General features: G+C 36.4%; 20 protein-coding genes and 1 riboswitch. Of the genes, 15 read left to right on the forward strand and 5 right to left on the reverse strand.

The window, feature by feature from the left end; translation table 11 throughout:
* Positions 1-8: 8 nt before the first annotated feature.
* Entirely contained in the window at positions 9-290 is a 282-nt protein-coding gene (locus BK584_RS01600) for a spore morphogenesis/germination protein YwcE (protein ID WP_078390965.1), read from the reverse strand.
* Between the two features lie 176 nt (positions 291-466).
* Here BK584_RS01600 and BK584_RS01605 point away from each other — a divergent pair, with 176 nt between their 5' ends.
* From BK584_RS01605 to BK584_RS01615, 3 genes are all read left to right on the forward strand, one after another.
* On the forward strand, positions 467-739 hold the full coding sequence (locus BK584_RS01605; RefSeq protein WP_078390966.1) for an acylphosphatase: 273 nt from the start codon (positions 467-469) through the stop codon (positions 737-739).
* A gap of 223 nt (positions 740-962) precedes the next feature.
* Positions 963-1,532 (forward strand): TetR/AcrR family transcriptional regulator, encoded by a 570-nt coding sequence (locus BK584_RS01610; protein ID WP_078390967.1) that lies wholly within the window; start codon positions 963-965, stop codon positions 1,530-1,532.
* Between the two features lie 294 nt (positions 1,533-1,826).
* Positions 1,827-3,476 carry a glycosyl hydrolase family 18 protein gene (locus BK584_RS01615; RefSeq protein ID WP_245808785.1) on the forward strand — a complete coding sequence of 550 codons (1,650 nt, stop codon included), beginning with the start codon at positions 1,827-1,829 and terminating at the stop codon, positions 3,474-3,476.
* A 37-nt stretch (positions 3,477-3,513) separates the two neighbouring features.
* Here BK584_RS01615 and BK584_RS01620 read toward each other — a convergent pair whose 3' ends face one another.
* On the reverse strand, positions 3,514-4,743 hold the full coding sequence (locus BK584_RS01620) for an aminopeptidase (RefSeq protein ID WP_078390968.1): 1,230 nt from the start codon (positions 4,741-4,743) through the stop codon (positions 3,514-3,516).
* A gap of 128 nt (positions 4,744-4,871) precedes the next feature.
* Positions 4,872-4,915: riboswitch (PreQ1 riboswitch) on the forward strand.
* Positions 4,916-4,958: 43 nt separating this feature from the next.
* Between BK584_RS01620 and queC the strand changes: the two genes are divergently transcribed.
* The 8 genes from queC to BK584_RS01655 all read left to right on the forward strand — a co-directional run bounded on the left by queC (position 4,959) and on the right by BK584_RS01655 (position 11,021).
* Positions 4,959-5,621: a 7-cyano-7-deazaguanine synthase QueC gene (queC, locus tag BK584_RS01625; RefSeq protein WP_078390969.1), complete on the forward strand. Its 663-nt coding sequence runs from the start codon at positions 4,959-4,961 to the stop codon at positions 5,619-5,621.
* A complete protein-coding gene (queD, locus tag BK584_RS01630; protein WP_078390970.1) occupies positions 5,621-6,046 on the forward strand; it encodes a 6-carboxytetrahydropterin synthase QueD in 426 nt (141 codons plus the stop codon). The genes queC and queD overlap by 1 nt, the downstream gene beginning before the upstream one ends.
* Positions 6,039-6,752 carry a 7-carboxy-7-deazaguanine synthase QueE gene (gene queE, locus BK584_RS01635; RefSeq protein WP_078390971.1) on the forward strand — a complete coding sequence of 238 codons (714 nt, stop codon included), beginning with the start codon at positions 6,039-6,041 and terminating at the stop codon, positions 6,750-6,752. The genes queD and queE overlap by 8 nt, the downstream gene beginning before the upstream one ends.
* Before the next feature lie 229 nt (positions 6,753-6,981).
* Complete coding sequence (gene queF, locus BK584_RS01640) at positions 6,982-7,479, forward strand: preQ(1) synthase (RefSeq protein WP_078390972.1); 498 nt, start codon at positions 6,982-6,984, stop codon at positions 7,477-7,479.
* An 862-nt stretch (positions 7,480-8,341) separates the two neighbouring features.
* Positions 8,342-9,427, forward strand: a complete 1,086-nt coding sequence (locus BK584_RS01645) for a Rap family tetratricopeptide repeat protein (RefSeq protein ID WP_078390973.1) — start codon at positions 8,342-8,344, stop codon at positions 9,425-9,427.
* Positions 9,424-9,552 carry a hypothetical protein gene (locus BK584_RS25280; protein ID WP_281255720.1) on the forward strand — a complete coding sequence of 43 codons (129 nt, stop codon included), beginning with the start codon at positions 9,424-9,426 and terminating at the stop codon, positions 9,550-9,552. The genes BK584_RS01645 and BK584_RS25280 overlap by 4 nt, the downstream gene beginning before the upstream one ends.
* Before the next feature lie 154 nt (positions 9,553-9,706).
* Positions 9,707-10,261 carry an LXG domain-containing protein gene (locus BK584_RS01650; RefSeq protein WP_078390974.1) on the forward strand — a complete coding sequence of 185 codons (555 nt, stop codon included), beginning with the start codon at positions 9,707-9,709 and terminating at the stop codon, positions 10,259-10,261.
* Positions 10,224-11,021, forward strand: a complete 798-nt coding sequence (locus BK584_RS01655) for a hypothetical protein (RefSeq protein WP_078390975.1) — start codon at positions 10,224-10,226, stop codon at positions 11,019-11,021. The genes BK584_RS01650 and BK584_RS01655 overlap by 38 nt, the downstream gene beginning before the upstream one ends.
* A 457-nt stretch (positions 11,022-11,478) precedes the next feature.
* Here BK584_RS01655 and BK584_RS01665 read toward each other — a convergent pair whose 3' ends face one another.
* The gene (locus tag BK584_RS01665) at positions 11,479-11,667 is read right to left on the reverse strand and encodes a YolD-like family protein (RefSeq protein WP_169870993.1); all 189 of its coding nucleotides are present in this window, start codon (positions 11,665-11,667) and stop codon (positions 11,479-11,481) included.
* A 209-nt stretch (positions 11,668-11,876) separates the two neighbouring features.
* Between BK584_RS01665 and BK584_RS01670 the strand changes: the two genes are divergently transcribed.
* Both BK584_RS01670 and BK584_RS01675 read left to right on the forward strand, forming a co-directional pair.
* Positions 11,877-12,116 carry a helix-turn-helix transcriptional regulator gene (locus BK584_RS01670; RefSeq protein WP_078390978.1) on the forward strand — a complete coding sequence of 80 codons (240 nt, stop codon included), beginning with the start codon at positions 11,877-11,879 and terminating at the stop codon, positions 12,114-12,116.
* The gene (locus BK584_RS01675; RefSeq protein ID WP_078395339.1) at positions 12,100-12,450 is read left to right on the forward strand and encodes a DUF2178 domain-containing protein; all 351 of its coding nucleotides are present in this window, start codon (positions 12,100-12,102) and stop codon (positions 12,448-12,450) included. Before BK584_RS01670 ends, BK584_RS01675 begins: the two co-directional genes overlap by 17 nt.
* Before the next feature lie 542 nt (positions 12,451-12,992).
* On the opposite strand, the gene sda is transcribed toward BK584_RS01675, so the two are convergent.
* A complete protein-coding gene (gene sda / locus BK584_RS01680) occupies positions 12,993-13,124 on the reverse strand; it encodes a sporulation histidine kinase inhibitor Sda (RefSeq protein WP_078390979.1) in 132 nt (43 codons plus the stop codon).
* A 107-nt stretch (positions 13,125-13,231) separates the two neighbouring features.
* Positions 13,232-13,735 (reverse strand): hypothetical protein, encoded by a 504-nt coding sequence (locus tag BK584_RS01685; RefSeq protein WP_078390980.1) that lies wholly within the window; start codon positions 13,733-13,735, stop codon positions 13,232-13,234.
* Between the two features lie 152 nt (positions 13,736-13,887).
* Here BK584_RS01685 and BK584_RS01690 point away from each other — a divergent pair, with 152 nt between their 5' ends.
* Positions 13,888-16,017 carry a type IA DNA topoisomerase gene (locus tag BK584_RS01690; RefSeq protein ID WP_078390981.1) on the forward strand — a complete coding sequence of 710 codons (2,130 nt, stop codon included), beginning with the start codon at positions 13,888-13,890 and terminating at the stop codon, positions 16,015-16,017.
* A 13-nt stretch (positions 16,018-16,030) separates the two neighbouring features.
* Positions 16,031-16,468 carry an OsmC family protein gene (locus BK584_RS01695; protein WP_078390982.1) on the forward strand — a complete coding sequence of 146 codons (438 nt, stop codon included), beginning with the start codon at positions 16,031-16,033 and terminating at the stop codon, positions 16,466-16,468.

Here is a 16,468-nt window from a genome sequence, read left to right on the forward strand (position 1 = left end):
TTTTTTTGTTATTCAGCTGTTTCTTTTGTTTGTTTTGTTTTTGTTTGAATATGTGGAGAAGCATAAAGAATAAACGCCGCAATGTGTGCAATAACCACATTAACTAGAAACGCAGTAATAAAAGCTGATTCGTTAATATGGAACATAAAACCTTCAAATAAGAAGGCGATTGATAATAACCACATAACCACAATAAATGGGATACTAAGCATGGCAATCTTACGGTGCTCTAACCATAAGAATAGCGGAGTAGCACTCGCAACGAACATATAAGCAAAAAATAGATCCATAATGGGGCACTCCTTTTGTTTGTATTAAAGTTGTGAATTTACTTTGTCAACATTGTGTCTTTTTTGTGTCTTTTTATATTATCATACTTTAGACACATTTGAAAGCGGTTTCCTTAAAATAGGCTAGGTTTTTTCTTCTTTTACGTGGGTAATGAATGATAAAGGAGTGATTCTACATGAAGCGTTTTGAAATAGAAGTAGTTGGTCATGTTCAAGGTGTCGGCTTTCGTTCTTTTGTAGAACAAGAATCATTAAATTGGGATGTAACTGGCACAGTGAAAAACATGGATAACGGTAATGTTTTAATTTATGTCCAAGGAGAGGAAAGTCAGATTCAATCTTTTTTATCAAACATAAAGAAGGGCAATCAATTCTCGAAAGTGGAGCATGTTGCAACAAAAGAAAAAACAATTATTAATGACGAGTTACGTTTCAGGACAATTTATTAAAAAATGACCAATTTCGCTAAAGATAGCGAAATTGGTCATTTTTTATGATAGACTTTCGTACAAACATTCACTAAGCTATTTAGCGGTAACAAAAACGGACTACCCGAAGCTCAAATACGCTTGGAAGAAAAACTGCAAGAAAAGCAAATGGGTGCTAGTTAACGTTTTTGTTCTTCTTTGACTCATGCTATGATAAAGTGGAGCGAAGGAGAGGTACGGACGGATGGCAAGAAGAAAACTAAACAAAGAAGATATCTTTATTGCAACAGATGGGTTATTGCATGAATTAGGCTATGAAGGATTTCATTTTAAAGCATTAGCTGATCAACTTGGTGTAGGGCGAAGTACGATTTATGAATATTATCGTAGCAAAGAAGATTTGATCACAGCTTATATGCTTCATATAATGGAAGCGTTTATTGAAGATCGTGATAAATTGGATCAAACAGCGCGACCACTAGAACAGTTACGTGGGCTTTTGCATCTTTTTATGAAGCATGATCGTATCTTGCTAGCAATTGAATTAACACCTCATGTTCAAAAAAGTAGTAGTGATCATGTGCAACAAATACTTAACCACTTATGGAAGCATCATCATATCGTATTTGCTCAAATAAAGGAATTAGTTGTTGCAGGAATTAAATGTGGTGAGATTCGATCCGACCTGCCAGTGAAACTAATTGAAGCGGCTTTATTTCAAGCAATATCTTTGAATAAAGCTCGCAATCAAGAAACAACCGAGGAATGGGCAAATGCGGTTTTTGATATGTTGTTTTCTGGAATACGAACTTAAAAAGAGTTATCTTAACAACCAATAGGTGAAAAGAGAGTCTCAAGAAGGAATATACTTCGTGGGTCTCTTTTGCGTTGAAAAGAAATGGTGACTCAACTGCAAACCATCTGCCCTATTTATAAATCGAGTGCATAATTTGATTCTTTAGTCCTGAAGAGACGATTAAAGACAAAAAAATGAGTCTTTCTGATTATTTTGACTAAAAAAGTAGGAAAAAGAAAACAAGTAACGAATTCTTTTGTAATGACAAATAAAAATTTGTTGTATCAATAATCTGAAAGAGGAGGAATGATTATGAAAAAGACAACTTTTAGTGTTTATGTGCTCGTACTTGTTTTTCTCTTCAGTGGAACGCAAACATTTGCCAAGGCGGGTTCAGCAAGTGACGATTTTAAAGTAGTTGGTTACTATCCATCATGGGTTGCAGAGGAGCGTGGTTATGAAGTGATGGATCTCCCAGCAGAGCAAATGACTCATGTTATGTATGCGTTTGCAAACGTGTGTTGGGATGGTGTTCATGGTAACCTTGATCCAAGTGGTCCCAACCCACAGGAGTGGGTTTGTGAGGATGAAAATGGCCCAATTGATGTTCCTAATGGTTCAATCGTCCTTGGTGATCCTGAACAAGATGTTCATAAGCGATACCCTGGAGACTCAGAAGATGAACAGATTAAAGGAAATATAAAACAACTTCAACTTTTGAAAAAGGAACACCCACATTTAAAAACAGTGATTTCGGTTGGGGGTTGGACATGGTCTAATCGTCTCTCCCTTGTAGCAGCAACAGAAGAAACTCGTGAAAATTTTGCTCAGTCGGCAGTTGATTTTGTACGTGCATATGATTTTGATGGTGTTGACCTTGATTGGGAGTACCCGGTTAGTGGGGGAATGCCGGATAATGAGCGTGATCCTGCTGATAAAGAAAACCACACATTGTTATTAGAAGCAACAAGAGCAGCGCTTAATGAGGCCGGGGCAGAAGATGGAAAAGGCTACACATTAACAATTGCTTCTTCTGCGTCTCCAAGTTATCTACAAAACAATGAATTAGATAAACTAGCAACTATTTTAGATTGGATTCAAATTATGACTTACGACTTGAATGGTACATGGCAAGCACAAAATGGACACAATGCGCCACTATATTATGATGAAGATGCAACCGTCCCAGGGGCTGATGTGTTAAATGTAGATGCAGCAGTGAATGGTCATTTGAATGCTGGTGTTCCGAAAGATAAATTAGTTGTTGGCATGCCATTCTATGGCTATGGATGGACTGGTTGTGAACCTAATAATAATGGTGAGTATTCAACTTGTACAGGACCTGCAGATGTAGGAACATGGACTAACGCAACATTTGATTATCAGGATTTAAAAGACAATTATGTGAATCAAAATGGGTATACACGTTATTGGAATGAGGCATCAAAAGTACCGTTCTTATTTAACGCAAGTGAAGGAACATTTATTACGTATGATGATCCCGAGTCCATTTCCTATAAAGCTCATTTTGTAAAGGATAATGGGCTTGCTGGAGCAATGTTCTGGGAGGCAAGTAACAATCGTGATGGTGATTTGGTTAATGCCATTGCAGAGGTGCTATTAACAGAGAATGAGAACCTTGTGTGTAATGCAGGCGTTTGGTCTTCTAGTGCAGTGTATACAAAGGGAGATCGAGTTAGTGTGAACGGGGTAATTTATGAGGCGAAATGGTGGACAACAGGGGAGAATCCAGTGGATTCTGGTGAATGGGGTGTGTGGAAGAAAGCAACCGACTGTCTAGAGGCTGAATCTGGTACCCCTTCTTGGACTGCGACATCGATTTATACGAAAGGGAATCAGGTTGTTTATGAAGGTGTTTTATATGAAGCGAAATGGTGGACAAAAGGTGAAATTCCTAGTCAGTCCGGAGAATGGGATGTCTGGAAGAAAGTAAAGAATTAAAAAAACTGGTTCCTGTAAAGGAACCAGCTTTTAATTCTTAGAGTGCCCAACCACCATTGCGGAATACTGGCTCGCGCTTGCCATCTTTATCAATTCCGTCAATATTCATGTCAGCAGAACCCATCATGAAATCGACATGAGTGATACTTTGATTTAAGCCATTCTTCTCAAGTTCTTCAGGGCTCATGTCCTTACCACCCTCAATATTAAAGGCATATGCACTACCAAGGGCAAGGTGATTGGAAGCATTCTCATCAAATAACGTATTATAAAAAATAATATTTGTATCAGAAATAGGTGAACGATGTGGAACAAGAGCAACTTCCCCAATTGAACGCGCACCTTCATCTGTATCAAGTAAACGTTTTAACGTTTCCTCTCCCTGTTCCGCGCTAAAGTCTACAACTTTTCCATTTTCAAATGTTAATGAAAAGTTTGTAATAAGTGTACCACCATAGTTAAGTGGCTTTGTACTTGTTACTGTTCCGTTAACGCCATCTTTCTTAGCAGCAGAGAAGACTTCTTCTGTTGGCATATTCGCAACAAAGTTAGTGCCTGACTTACTTGTGCTTCCGCCAGAAGCCCAAATATGTGTCTGTGGTAATTCGATTGTCAAGTCCGTTCCTTCTGCTGTGTAATGAAGTGCAGAGAAATGTTTTTCGTTTAATATTGTCATTTTTTCATCTAAAGTAGCTAAATGTTTTTTCCAAGCTGCAACTGGATCTTCCTCGTTCATGCGCGTTGCTGCAAAGATCGCTTCCCATAATTTCGAAACGGCTTCTTCTCCTGTTTTTTCTGGAAATACTTTTTCGGCCCAGCCAACCGATGGAACAGCAACGATAGACCAACTTACTTTATCTGATTGGATATAACTGCGGAATGTGCTGTTTGCAGCACCTGCGGTTTTATTAGCGGTAGCAACTCGCTCTGGGTTTACATCTTTAAGTAAATCAGGGTTTCCTCCAGTGATGCTTAAGAAAGCAGCATTGTTTTCTGCTTCTTGAACGAGCGTATTTGCTTGCCATTCAGGGTATTCAGAGAAGGCTTCTTCAGGAGCAAGTTCATATTTCAATCTTGTTAATTCCTCGTCAGCCCACTCAACTCGCACATGTTTTGCTCCTGCTTCATAGGCTTTTTTTGCGACCACTCTTACAAAAGGAGCAGCAAATAGAGGGGTGCGGACAAATAGAGTTTGCCCTGGTTGAATATTTACTCCAACTCGGACTGCTAGGTCAGCATAGTTTTCAAGTTTTTCTTGGAAATTCACAAAGAACGCCTTCTTTCAGAAGATTTATGTAACACTACTCTTTTGTAGAATACCTAAGAATCCATGCATTTGCAAACAAATAAAGGGAAAGAGATGGTACAATACAGATTGGTTTAAAAATAATGATGGAAGAAGAGGTTCGCGAACTCCCTCTATAAAAAACTAATTAGTTTCAGGAGTGATCGAATGCTCGTTCTCAAAAGGAGAAATGAAGCATGAACAAAGAAAAAGCTGTCGTCGTTTTTAGTGGAGGTCAAGATAGTACAACGTGTTTATTTTGGGCTATGGAACGTTTTAGCGAAGTGTCAGCAATTATTTTTGATTATGGACAACGCCATAAAAAAGAGATTGAATGTGCACAAGCGATTGCGGCTGATCAAGGAATTAGTGCCCGAGTGCTTGATATGACACTCATTAACCAATTAAGCGCAAACGCACTAACACGAAGTGATATGGCTGTTGACGCAGGGGGAGAAGGGGAGTTGCCTAATACGTTTGTCGCTGGCAGAAACCACCTCTTTTTATCGTTTGCGGCTGTTGCTGCGAGAGAAATAGGCGCAAAACATATCATTACAGGTGTATGTGAAACCGACTTTAGTGGATATCCAGATTGTCGAGATATATTTATAAAATCATTAAACGTAACATTAAATCTTGCTATGGATAATCAATTTGTTATTCATACCCCACTTATGTGGTTGGATAAAGCAGAAACATGGAAAATGGCGGATGATCTTGGGAAGCTTACTTATATTCGCGAAACAACGCTCACTTGTTATGAAGGCATCCAAGGTGATGGCTGTGGGGAGTGTCCTTCATGCGAACTTCGTAAAAAAGGGCTCGAGTCTTATTTACAAAGCAAAGAAGGTGCTTTGTAATGATCCAACAGATTTACCCAACTCCTTACCACGGTTTTAAATATGAGCTTAATAAAGATATGCAAGTGGCAGCTGCCCATTACATTGATCATCCACAGGCTGGTAAATGTCAACACATTCACGGTCACACGTATTTTATTAATCTAACAATCGGTGGCGACCATTTAGATGAGCTTGGTTTTTTAGTTGATTTTAAAGCATTAAAGCAAACAGTGCATGATCGGTTTGATCATACACTTATTAACGAGGATGAACGGTTTTCTTCTAATCCTCCCTCAACAGAAAAGATGGCCGAAACCATTTATGAACTTGTAGAAACGAAATTACAAAAGCTAGATAACAGACCCACTTGCCTACAAGTATTTGTGAGAGAAACGCCAACTAGTTATGTCACTTTTAGACCAAAGAGGCAATCATATGAGTAAACCAGTACCTGTTTTAGAAGTATTTGGTCCGACCATTCAAGGTGAAGGAATGGTCATTGGACAGAAAACGATGTTTGTACGTACTGGAGGTTGTGATTATCGGTGTTCTTGGTGCGACTCTGCTTTTACATGGGATGGTAGTGGAAAAAGTGAGCCGTTAAAAGCGGCCGAAATCATCTCTCGTTTGGATCAACTTGCATTTGGTAAATATGGTCATGTGACGATATCTGGCGGTAATCCAGCATTGCATGCAGGCTTAAGCGACCTGGTTAAGCAACTACATGAGCGAGGAATTAAAACGGCTGTAGAGACCCAAGGGACGATTTGGCAAGACTGGTTGTTTGACGTTGATGATGTGACAGTAAGCCCTAAGCCACCAAGTTCGGGAATGAAAACAAATTGGGTGTTACTCGATCGCTTTATGGCCCAACTATCACGGAATAAGGCGAGTTTAAAAGTAGTGGTCTTTGATGAAAAAGACTTTGAATATGCAAAACAAGTACATCTCCGTTTTCCTGAAATTGCGTTTTATTTGCAAGTAGGAAATACTGATAGCGCAACAACGGACCAACAGAGTTTGTTAACGAGGTTGCTTGTAAGTTATGAAAAACTGATTGAAACAACGATGAACGATCCAGAAATGAATAACGTTCGAGTGCTTCCACAACTTCATACATTGTTGTGGGGAAATAAAAGAGGCGTATAGAGGGAAGGTGCTCAGCCTGCGAGTATGGAGTCCCGCGCGCTCACTGAGAAACATTCTATACTGGCGGTCTTGCCACAGGAGGAAGAAGAATTGTCCCAAATGATCCTAAGATCATTATCTAGAAATATCACGAGGCAGCCAAGAGCTTGTCCCCAAATTAAGAAGAAAGTATCAGTGATTTATTCTTGGATTTTTAGTGCTTAAACATAACATACGAGGAGGAACGGCAATGGTAGGTAGAAACGAAGAGAATTTAGATGGTGTAACGCTACTTGGAAATCAAGGGACAGATTATGAATTTAACTATAATCCAGGAGTACTTGAAACATTTGATAATCAACACCCCTATCGTGATTACTTTGTAAAGTTTAATTGTCCAGAGTTTACCACTTTGTGTCCTAAAACAAGGCAGCCCGATTTTGCAACGATTTACATCAGCTATATTCCTGACGTAAAAATGGTCGAGAGCAAGTCATTGAAATTGTATTTATTTAGCTTCCGTAATCACGGTGATTTCCACGAAGATTCGGTTAACACAATCATGAATGACTTAATAGAGCTAATGGACCCTCGGTATATTGAAGTATGGGGCAAGTTTACCCCTCGTGGTGGGATTTCAATCGACCCATTCTGCAACTATGGAAAAAAAGGAACAAAGTATGAACAGTTAGCGGAGCAAAGACTCTTTCAACATGATATGTATCCAGAAACGATTACAAATCGCTAAGGGTTTTGTAACGAATATGGGGTAGTGATATTGGTGTAAATTGTAACTAAAACATTAGAAAATGAATGAGTGTGACTAAATACTTTGCATGAAAAAGTAAACGTGACACTAGAATTGCGAGTGAGACTAGGCAATATTCCAAAATAGCAGTGGTTATATGTATAAATGGGATAAAATTAAGAGGTATTACTTGAGACCATTTAGTCACATCTACTTTTTAACATCAATAATTTAGTCACACTTAGTCACAAAAATTGATTAAAACATGAGTGATTTGAGGATTTCACTTTTATAGTTAAGGTGTTGATGTAAGTTTTTGGGGTGACTTTACTTGCATCAATTGAGAGACTTTAAGAGAGTGTTTTATAGCACTCAATTTTTTGCTCATGTTAACAATACCTGCAGAAAAAAGTATTTACAAACTTATAAATGTCAGAGATACAAACAATTTTTATTATACTTTTCGGAGATGTATATGGTTATTTTGATGGGCATCAGTTTTTTAACTTTTAGAGAACAATGGGATTTTGTTTTTTGGAATTCAGGATAAGGCTTCAATTGATGATTATGCAAGTGGTATGATAAGGAAGATCAAAAATATCTTTACATCCCTGACTTCTACGCAATTTCCTAATCTTCCTACCCACATCCACATAAATATCCAAATTAGTTCCTCTATTCATGTTTAAGAATATATAAAATTTCTATACTGTTAATTAATCATCCTTTAAATTATCTAATAATAATGGGATAACATTTTTTGTAGAAATGAGGTTGGGAAATATATTGATTCAATTCCAACATTTAACATAATGTAGTATGATTAATTTAATAATCTTACTATTACTATAGAGGTGAAGGTATGAACAGTACACTACCGTCAGAGGAAGTCGGCGCTAAAATTGTTGAATGGCATAGTTGTATTATTGCTAGTTCATATAAAGATGCCGCATTATTAAAAAAAGAAGTAGAGCTTATGCTTGAGGACATGGAAGAAAATGATAAGTTATTAGCTTATTATTCACTAATCGAATATCGGCACCAGACTATGATTAATGGGAATAATGGAATTTTAACAAATGAAATCCAGTTTAACTTTAAAGAAACTAGCTTAGACCATTATCTAAAATATCTTTATTACTTTGTAAGTGGTCAGTACGAGTTTAACAAAAAACGATATAGAACTGCTGTAAAGATGTTTAGAAAGGCAGAACGACTTCTAGAACACGTTCAAGATGATGCGGAAGAGGCAGAGTTTTTAAGTTACATTGGATACGCTTATTACCGTATAAACCAATATCTCTTTTCAATGTCTTATTTAGAGCAGGCAGAAACTGCTTTTAGAAGATTGAACTTTGTAAAAAAAGCTTTAAATTGTAAGCAAGTACTAGGTGCTATATATTCTGAGCTGGAAAATTACGATAAAGCTGAATTATGTCTAAAGGAAATTTTAGAAGAAAGTACATACCCATCAATTAATGGAATTACGCTGAGAGCTTTGGGTCTTAACATGTTCGCGCAATCAAACTATGAGTCTGCCGTTAAATACTTTAAGCAATCGCTCGAAGTGAAAGAGCATAAAAAATCTTATTATGGAATGGCGTCATTAGCTGATTTGTCACATTCTTTATTTAAATTAAATGATGTTGCAGCAGCACTCGAAGTTTTTAAAAAGGCAAAAGAGGGCGCTTTATATCATAAAGATTCTGAATTCATATCAAGGTGTAAATTTATTGAAGGAGCTTATATAAAAAAGGATACTAGTGTTATTGATGAGGCAATTAATGAATTAAATTCGGAAGGTTTATACTATGAAGTTTGTGAACTTGCAGCAGAAATGGTTGAAATATCTGAGGAGAAGGGTGATAATGAAAGCGCATTAAAATATAGTAAATTAGCTTACAGAGGTAGAGTAAATCAAAATTTGATTGGAGATGGTCAAGAATGAAAAAGTATTTATTTTCCATCATTGCCGTAGTAATACTGTCTGTAACACCATTTTCAACTGATATGTTGGCAAGTAATGATTCGCCAATTGAAACAAGGGGGAAAACTGGTTTTGACCAAACTTAATTTCTACGTCGAGTATTCCGTGCAAACGAGGCTCATTGGCAATGCAAGAGTTAATACAAAAAAGAAGACCATTAGGTCTTCTTTTTACTTTATTTTGCAACTTCGCTATACTGGATAATATAGAAAATCCAGGGAGTTGGTTGTGTGAAGATCTATGAGGCAGTATCGCGCTCAATCAATCAAGGGCTTCTTTCGCAACAGCCATTTACCATTAATTAGATACTGGGATAGTTCAATAAATAAAGGCGAAAGCATGCTTATGAGTGTTAAGAATGCTGCAAATAGTTTTGATTCGCATCCAAATGCATATGTAAGCGAAGGCTTCATTGAAGGTGAAATCCTGCCTCAACTAGATAAACTAAAGCAAGAAACGGCAGAGAGCACGAGTAATGTTAATGCTATACTTGATGAGATATCCGATATAGTATCAATTCCGAGGCTTGATGATACTCAAATCCAAGCGAGCATTGATAGAGCGAAGAAATATGCTCAAATTACAGTTGAAAATCTATATGAATTTGATTACAAAGCAAATGCGACCATGCTTAAGTTTGCTGAAATTTTAAGCCCTTTACAAAACTACATATCAGATCTGATGAATGCTGTGGAATCTGGTATTAACTCTCCAGCAACCTTAGCAGCGGTTACACTCACCACAGATGGCCATGTCTATGGCAGTGAATCCTATGGGTGCTGTACAATGGTTTAACCCTTATGCTTATGGTGTGCCACAAAGAATGATGCTTGCAAGCGGACATATAGATGTAGTAAACCACTACAACCCAAACCAGCAGGTTGCAGGAATGTCCGTTGATGCTGATGGGAATGTAATAACTTCTGCAAATGGTGATGAAATAGGTGGGGAAATTGTTCATGATTGGGGCGATGGTCACATAGAAGCTAAAGGCGGTAACATAGACATACAAGCGCTAAAAGATGCTGGTGTGCGTGTGCAAACCTTTACTGCGGTGAATGGAAAAGAGCTCCATTATACTGTTGAAAACGGAGAGTTTATCCTCTTTAGACATGAGCCTGACACACACTATTATACAAATGGCTATACACAAACAAGATCCAATGTCTGGTTAGCTCATGGAGCGATGTTTGTTGGCGGTATATTAACTTATAGGGTAGGGAAATCCATTTCTCGTGGCGAATATAAAGGAAATACTAAGAAGGATAATACCGTTGTTATGGAAGAAAAGAAGGATAAAGCAATTGGTGATTTTGTGAAAGATAAAGGGAAAAACTTTATCTTAGGAACTTTACCCATTATTGGAACGTCTATGCCTAAAACGAGCAGTCAAGAGATTATTGTGTGGTTGAGCGACGACGAGGGAGAAAACTGGGATACCAAAGTTCATGTTGAAGTAGCGCCTAACGGTCAAGTTTCAATGGGGGATTATGAAGAGCGTAAGAACTTTATTGATAAAGCTGTGGACTTCTTCACAAGTGATAATAAAAAGTAGGTGATTAGCTTGAATGAGGAATCAAAAATAACAACTATGAATACTTGGAACAAAATACAAGCGCTTATTTTAATGCCTCTATACATGATAGTATTGGCTTTTGTACTTTATTTTCTTGCTTCCTTAACCTTTATAAGAGCAGAAGGAATCATCTCCATTGTCGTTCTTCCAATAGCTTTCTGCTGGATCTACGTTCCAATTAGCAAGAAATACCATTTTGAGGAACTTTACTATGTGCCCTTATTTAATCGATTTAAAGGAAAGCATGTCTCCAAAAAAACTAATCAAATTTATTTATGGCAACTATTGCGTTTACTGATATAGAAAAGAGCGTTATTCTGATGTTAAACCCGTTGCACATCATAAATTACCCGTATATTAATCCACTCGCGTTCTAATTCATGAGGAGCCTTATACTCAATTCGTACTCGTTTACCTTGATGATCCACTTTAAATATTAACATTCCTGTTCAAAGTAATATTCTTCTTTCCAGTACTTTATTTTAATAGGAAGAGTGTGTTTTTCAGGATCCATGATAATCTCACTGATTTCCCACCATTGTTCCTCGTCAAGCTCTCCATGTAATTCTACTTCCCATTCTTCCTTTTCCAATTTTATTAATGCCTCTTTATGCTCTGTAAGCATCATACGCATTCCTTATATTTAAACGTAGATTACCATATAACCTAATTTAGCGTTAAGTATATGTCTTCAATGTATAACTTAGTAAAAGAAAGTTAGATTCTACTCATTTAGGCGTAAACTAATTTTACTTTTATTTTATATAAGTATACTTTACTTTTTCGTCAGTATAGTTTACTATATAAATGTAGTTATAAAGGAAGGTGTGGACCTTGAAGAAAGAATTTGAGGATTGCATTGAAAATAAGGTGTACGAACATAGGGTTTTAAAAAGAATGACGCAAAAAGATTTGGCGGACGCTGTAGGTGTTTCTAAACAAACTATATTTGTTATGGAGAAGAACAATTACTCTCCTTCTCTCGTTTTAGCTTTTCGAATAGCTGATTTCTTTAACGTAAACGTTAACGATATTTTTACTTATGTGAAAGGAAGTGATCAAGATAAAAATTAGTTCAGAAATATCAAATGCAGTCTTTGACCCTTTAAGAACCTGGGCGGAAAAATCAACTGGTAATTGGAATATGCTTGTTGGTAGTGGTTTTGTATTAGTTTTAGTCGGAGTAATCCTGTTATTCGTGTATCTAAAAAAAATGGGTAAAGCTGACGAAAGAACAAATCAAATCCATTTAAAAAGTGCTCTTATTATGTTATTTGGAGTGATTTTGTGCGACATAATTTTCCCGAAAGAATATATGTGGCAAATTTTCTTCCTATTTAAATATTCTATTGCCTTCTTCGCATCAGGAATATATCTGGCTTTTCGATATAATAAGGATTTTAACTAAAGAACTATACAGAGTAATCGAAAATTTGAAGTACAATTACCTCATCACAAATACGAATAATTATTGTGCTAGCTGAGACAGTTCAACAATCAAGCTTTAATTGAATAAAAAGAAGCCAGAAAACCAAAAAATTAAGTGTTTTCTGGCTTCTTTTATAAATTACTTCAAACTTGCAATACAAAGAAGTTTTGTTCAATACTATAAATTTAAATAAACATAATCATTGGGATAAACTTGTTTTCTTAAAGTCACCTCAAATATATTAATTTGAGGAGTGTTTTCTTGAAGCAGATAAAAAAGGACGCAAAAGGGCAATATTATTTTGTAATCAGTGCTGGTGTTGACGAATTAACTGGAAAGCGCAAACAATTGTTTTAGGTTTAATTATAAATAATAAGGGAAATTTGTAAGTAACTGTCGAATGTTAAAAAAGCAGTAGGTAGTAAAGTGAAAGTTAGCAAGTTAAAAGATATGAGGATAGATTTTTAATAAGAAATAAAAAGAAAGGTGTAAAAAAGGAAATTAATCGAAATGTGTAATAATTAATTAGAAATATACATTCCACGTCTCTCTATTTCCTCTTTTAACAGTTCAATAAAGTCTGCTTCTAAATTATTTTGGATAGCTTTATTACAAGCCTCAATAAGTAGATCGTCTTTTAGCTCACTTAACATTATAGATCACTCCTAAATACAGATAAGGTTACTAACAAATCGGTTCCCGGAATTGTTTTGTAATAAACCACTTTTTTTATATTTTTTCAATTATTTTTCCAATAATGTCATTTCAGTGTATTCGAGCGCGGCTTTAATGCTTCCTGGAATAATAGCTTCGCTTTTACCCCTTCTTTTTGTTCTAAATGCCATTTCCCTAAATGCTGGTAAACAAAATCAAGTGCATAGTTATTGTTTTTGTTAGCTAACTCTAATGCAGTCACAAAACAAGTATATGCTTGAGCCTTTCCAGCATATTTATAAGCTTCACCTAAGCGGATATAAGAAAGTTGTTCTTTCTTCTTATCGTCTAATTCAATAGATAATTTAAGGGCTTTTTGTAAGTGAACGATTGCTTTAGGTGATTGGTAAATTCGGAAGAGCGTTCCAATGTGAGTATGTAACTCGTAACCTTCAATCGAATTTTCAAGTGAAGCCAATTGTTGATTTGCTTTTTCTATCCATTGAAGCAATAGCCGTGGATTGGTACTAAAGTCTCTTAAGCAACAATTCGTGTTTGATTGAACTGTTTCATAACAAGTGTCGAGTAATTGTCGTAATTTTTCATCCATCCATTTCACCCTCCATTCTTATGATTTACAGGCAAAATGATAAATAAATGATGGTGATAATCATAAATAATAGTAAGAGGAAATCGTACTGTCATTTCTTCTAATATGCTATACTGAAGCCAAAAAGTTCTTAATAAGTGAGGAGTATATTGATGAAGCTAATCCTCGCAGAAAAACCTTCTGTAGCAAAAAATATCGCAGACGCCTTAAAAATAAAAGGAAAAAAAGATGGATATTATGAAGGAACAGAGTATATAGTTACATGGGCTTTTGGACATTTGCTACAACTTTATGATGCAAAGGACTATGACAATAAGTACACAAAGTGGAGTATGGATAACTTTCCTTTTATTCCAGTGGCCTTTAAGTATAAAGTAAGAACAAAGCAACAGAGACCAGATGCTGGAGCTAAAAAACAATTAACACTTATTCACCGCCTTGCTAAAAGAAAAGACGTCATATCGTTAATTTCCGCATGTGATTACGACCGGGAAGGTCAACTTATAGGAGATAGTATTATTTCTAGTTTAAAAGTAGACAAACCAGTCTTTCGGGTTCTTTTAAATGAATGGACAGAAACTGAAGTATTAAAAGGGTTGCAAGAGGCAAGACCTAATTCAGAATTAGCTTCTTTAAGAGACGCTGGATTAAGTAGGCAGTGGGCCGATTGGGCAATTGGTATTAATTTAACATCTACCGCTACGTTAAAATATCAAAAAGGTTATGGAAAGGTAATTAATATTGGGAGGGTACTTTTACCAACATTAAAAATTATCTATGACCGTGACCGAGAAATTGAACAGTTTAAACCAGAACCTTATTATAAATTAAAAGCAACCTTTAAGACAATTAGAAATGATCTGTACGAAGGAACATATGCGGTTGACAAAGAGGTTACTTTTCCGAAGAGAGAAACACTGGAACAAATTCTTCCTTTATTAAAAAACGCTAAAGGTGTAGTCGCTCACACTAAAAAAACAGAGAAAAGAGAACTACCACCTTTCCTTTTCAATTTATCTCAACTACAAGGATACATAACGAGTAAGTATAACGGATGGACATCTGATAAAGTGTTAAAGACAGCTCAAAAGCTCTATGAGAAAAAATACATTACGTATCCACGAACCTCTAGTACTGCTTTAGAAGAGAGTCTTTTTAAGAAGACAGCAGGCGTGCTAAATGCAGTTAAAAAAGGTTTGCCATATGAAGAAGAGATCAAGTTTAGCAAATCAAAGCGTGTTTTTAATAATAGTAGAGTTGAAAGTCATAGCGCAATTATTCCAACATATATGGTTCCTAAAAAGTTAAGTAAAGAGGAACAAATTGTATATGATGCGATTAAAACGCGCTTTATTGTTCAGTTTATGCCTGCAGCTGTATATGAAGAAACAGAGGTAGTGACGCAAATTTTAGAAACAGAATTGCCTGGTGTTTTTGTCTCTAAAGGAAGACGCGAACTAGTAGAAGGCTGGAAAAAAGCCGACCCACAAAAGAGTAACGAAAAAATACTCCCATATGTGGTCGAGGGTGATGAAGTACAAGCTGTTGATGCTGAAATTAGTGATCACAAAACAACAGCTCCTAAACCACACATCGAAAAAACATTGCTTTCTGTCATGGAGACTTGTGGGAAGAAAATAAACGCTGAAGAAGCAGAGCATTTGTTAAAAGGTTATTCAATTGGTACAGCGGCGACTCGTGCAGATACAATTAAGAAATTAATTGATATCGGTTATGTAAATCAAGACCGTAAACAATTACATTGTTCAGAAACTGGGAGAAAATTAGTCGAACAGTTTCCAGGAAGAGATTTATTTGATCTTTCCTTTACAGGGAAATTGGAGAAGCAATTATTAGAAATAGAAAAAGGAACTGGCAATAAACAAGCTTTTATGAACGAGATCTTTTCATTTATTCAAGAAGCGGTGGACTTAATCAAAAAAGACGATGGTCCCATTATACAAACAGTTGCATCTAAACAGAGGCAGAGTCATGAAGTACTTGGTAGCTGTCCTCTTTGTGGCAAAGCGGTAAAAGAGACGAGTAAAGGTTTTGGATGTAGTAACTGGAAAAATGGGTGTACGTTTGTCATTTGGAAAAACGATAAGTTCCTAGCATCATTTAAAAAAAAGCCTACAAAAACAATGGTTAAAAAGTTGCTTAAAGATGGATTTGCAGAAACAAAGGGTTTAAAATCGAAAAACGGAAAAACGTTTACTGCTAAGTTACGCTATCAGCGAAAAGAAAATCAATCAAAATTTAGTTGGGATATCGAGTTTTAATGGAGGGATGAAGGTGATTCATTCATTTTTGTTAGATGCTGAGTGGGATGGGGGACGAAATAGTACAGGCAAGATTGAGGCGGGTAATTTGAAGCAATCCATTTCAATCCCTAGTAGTATGAACGGACCGGGTGTCGGAACGAATCCAGATGAGATGCTACTTGGCGCAGCTAGTACATGCTTTATTATTACTTATGCTGCAATGTTGGAGCGCTCTGGTATACATGTGGCTTCATTAAAGCTACATTCTGAAGCAAAAGTAGATGTGACGGCAAATGTATTTACGTTCCAGTCAATTCATCATCAGCCTACGGTTATACTAGAGCCTGATCAATCCGTGGAAAAAGCAGAGAAACTTGCACAAAAAGCTGAACAAACGTGCATGATTTCTAGAGCACTTTCAGGAAATGTGGATGTAAGTGTCGAACCACTTGTGAGGATAATTGAGTAA

The sequence above is a fragment of the Shouchella patagoniensis genome (assembly GCF_002019705.1).
Lineage (GTDB): Bacteria > Bacillota > Bacilli > Bacillales > Bacillaceae_D > Shouchella > Shouchella patagoniensis.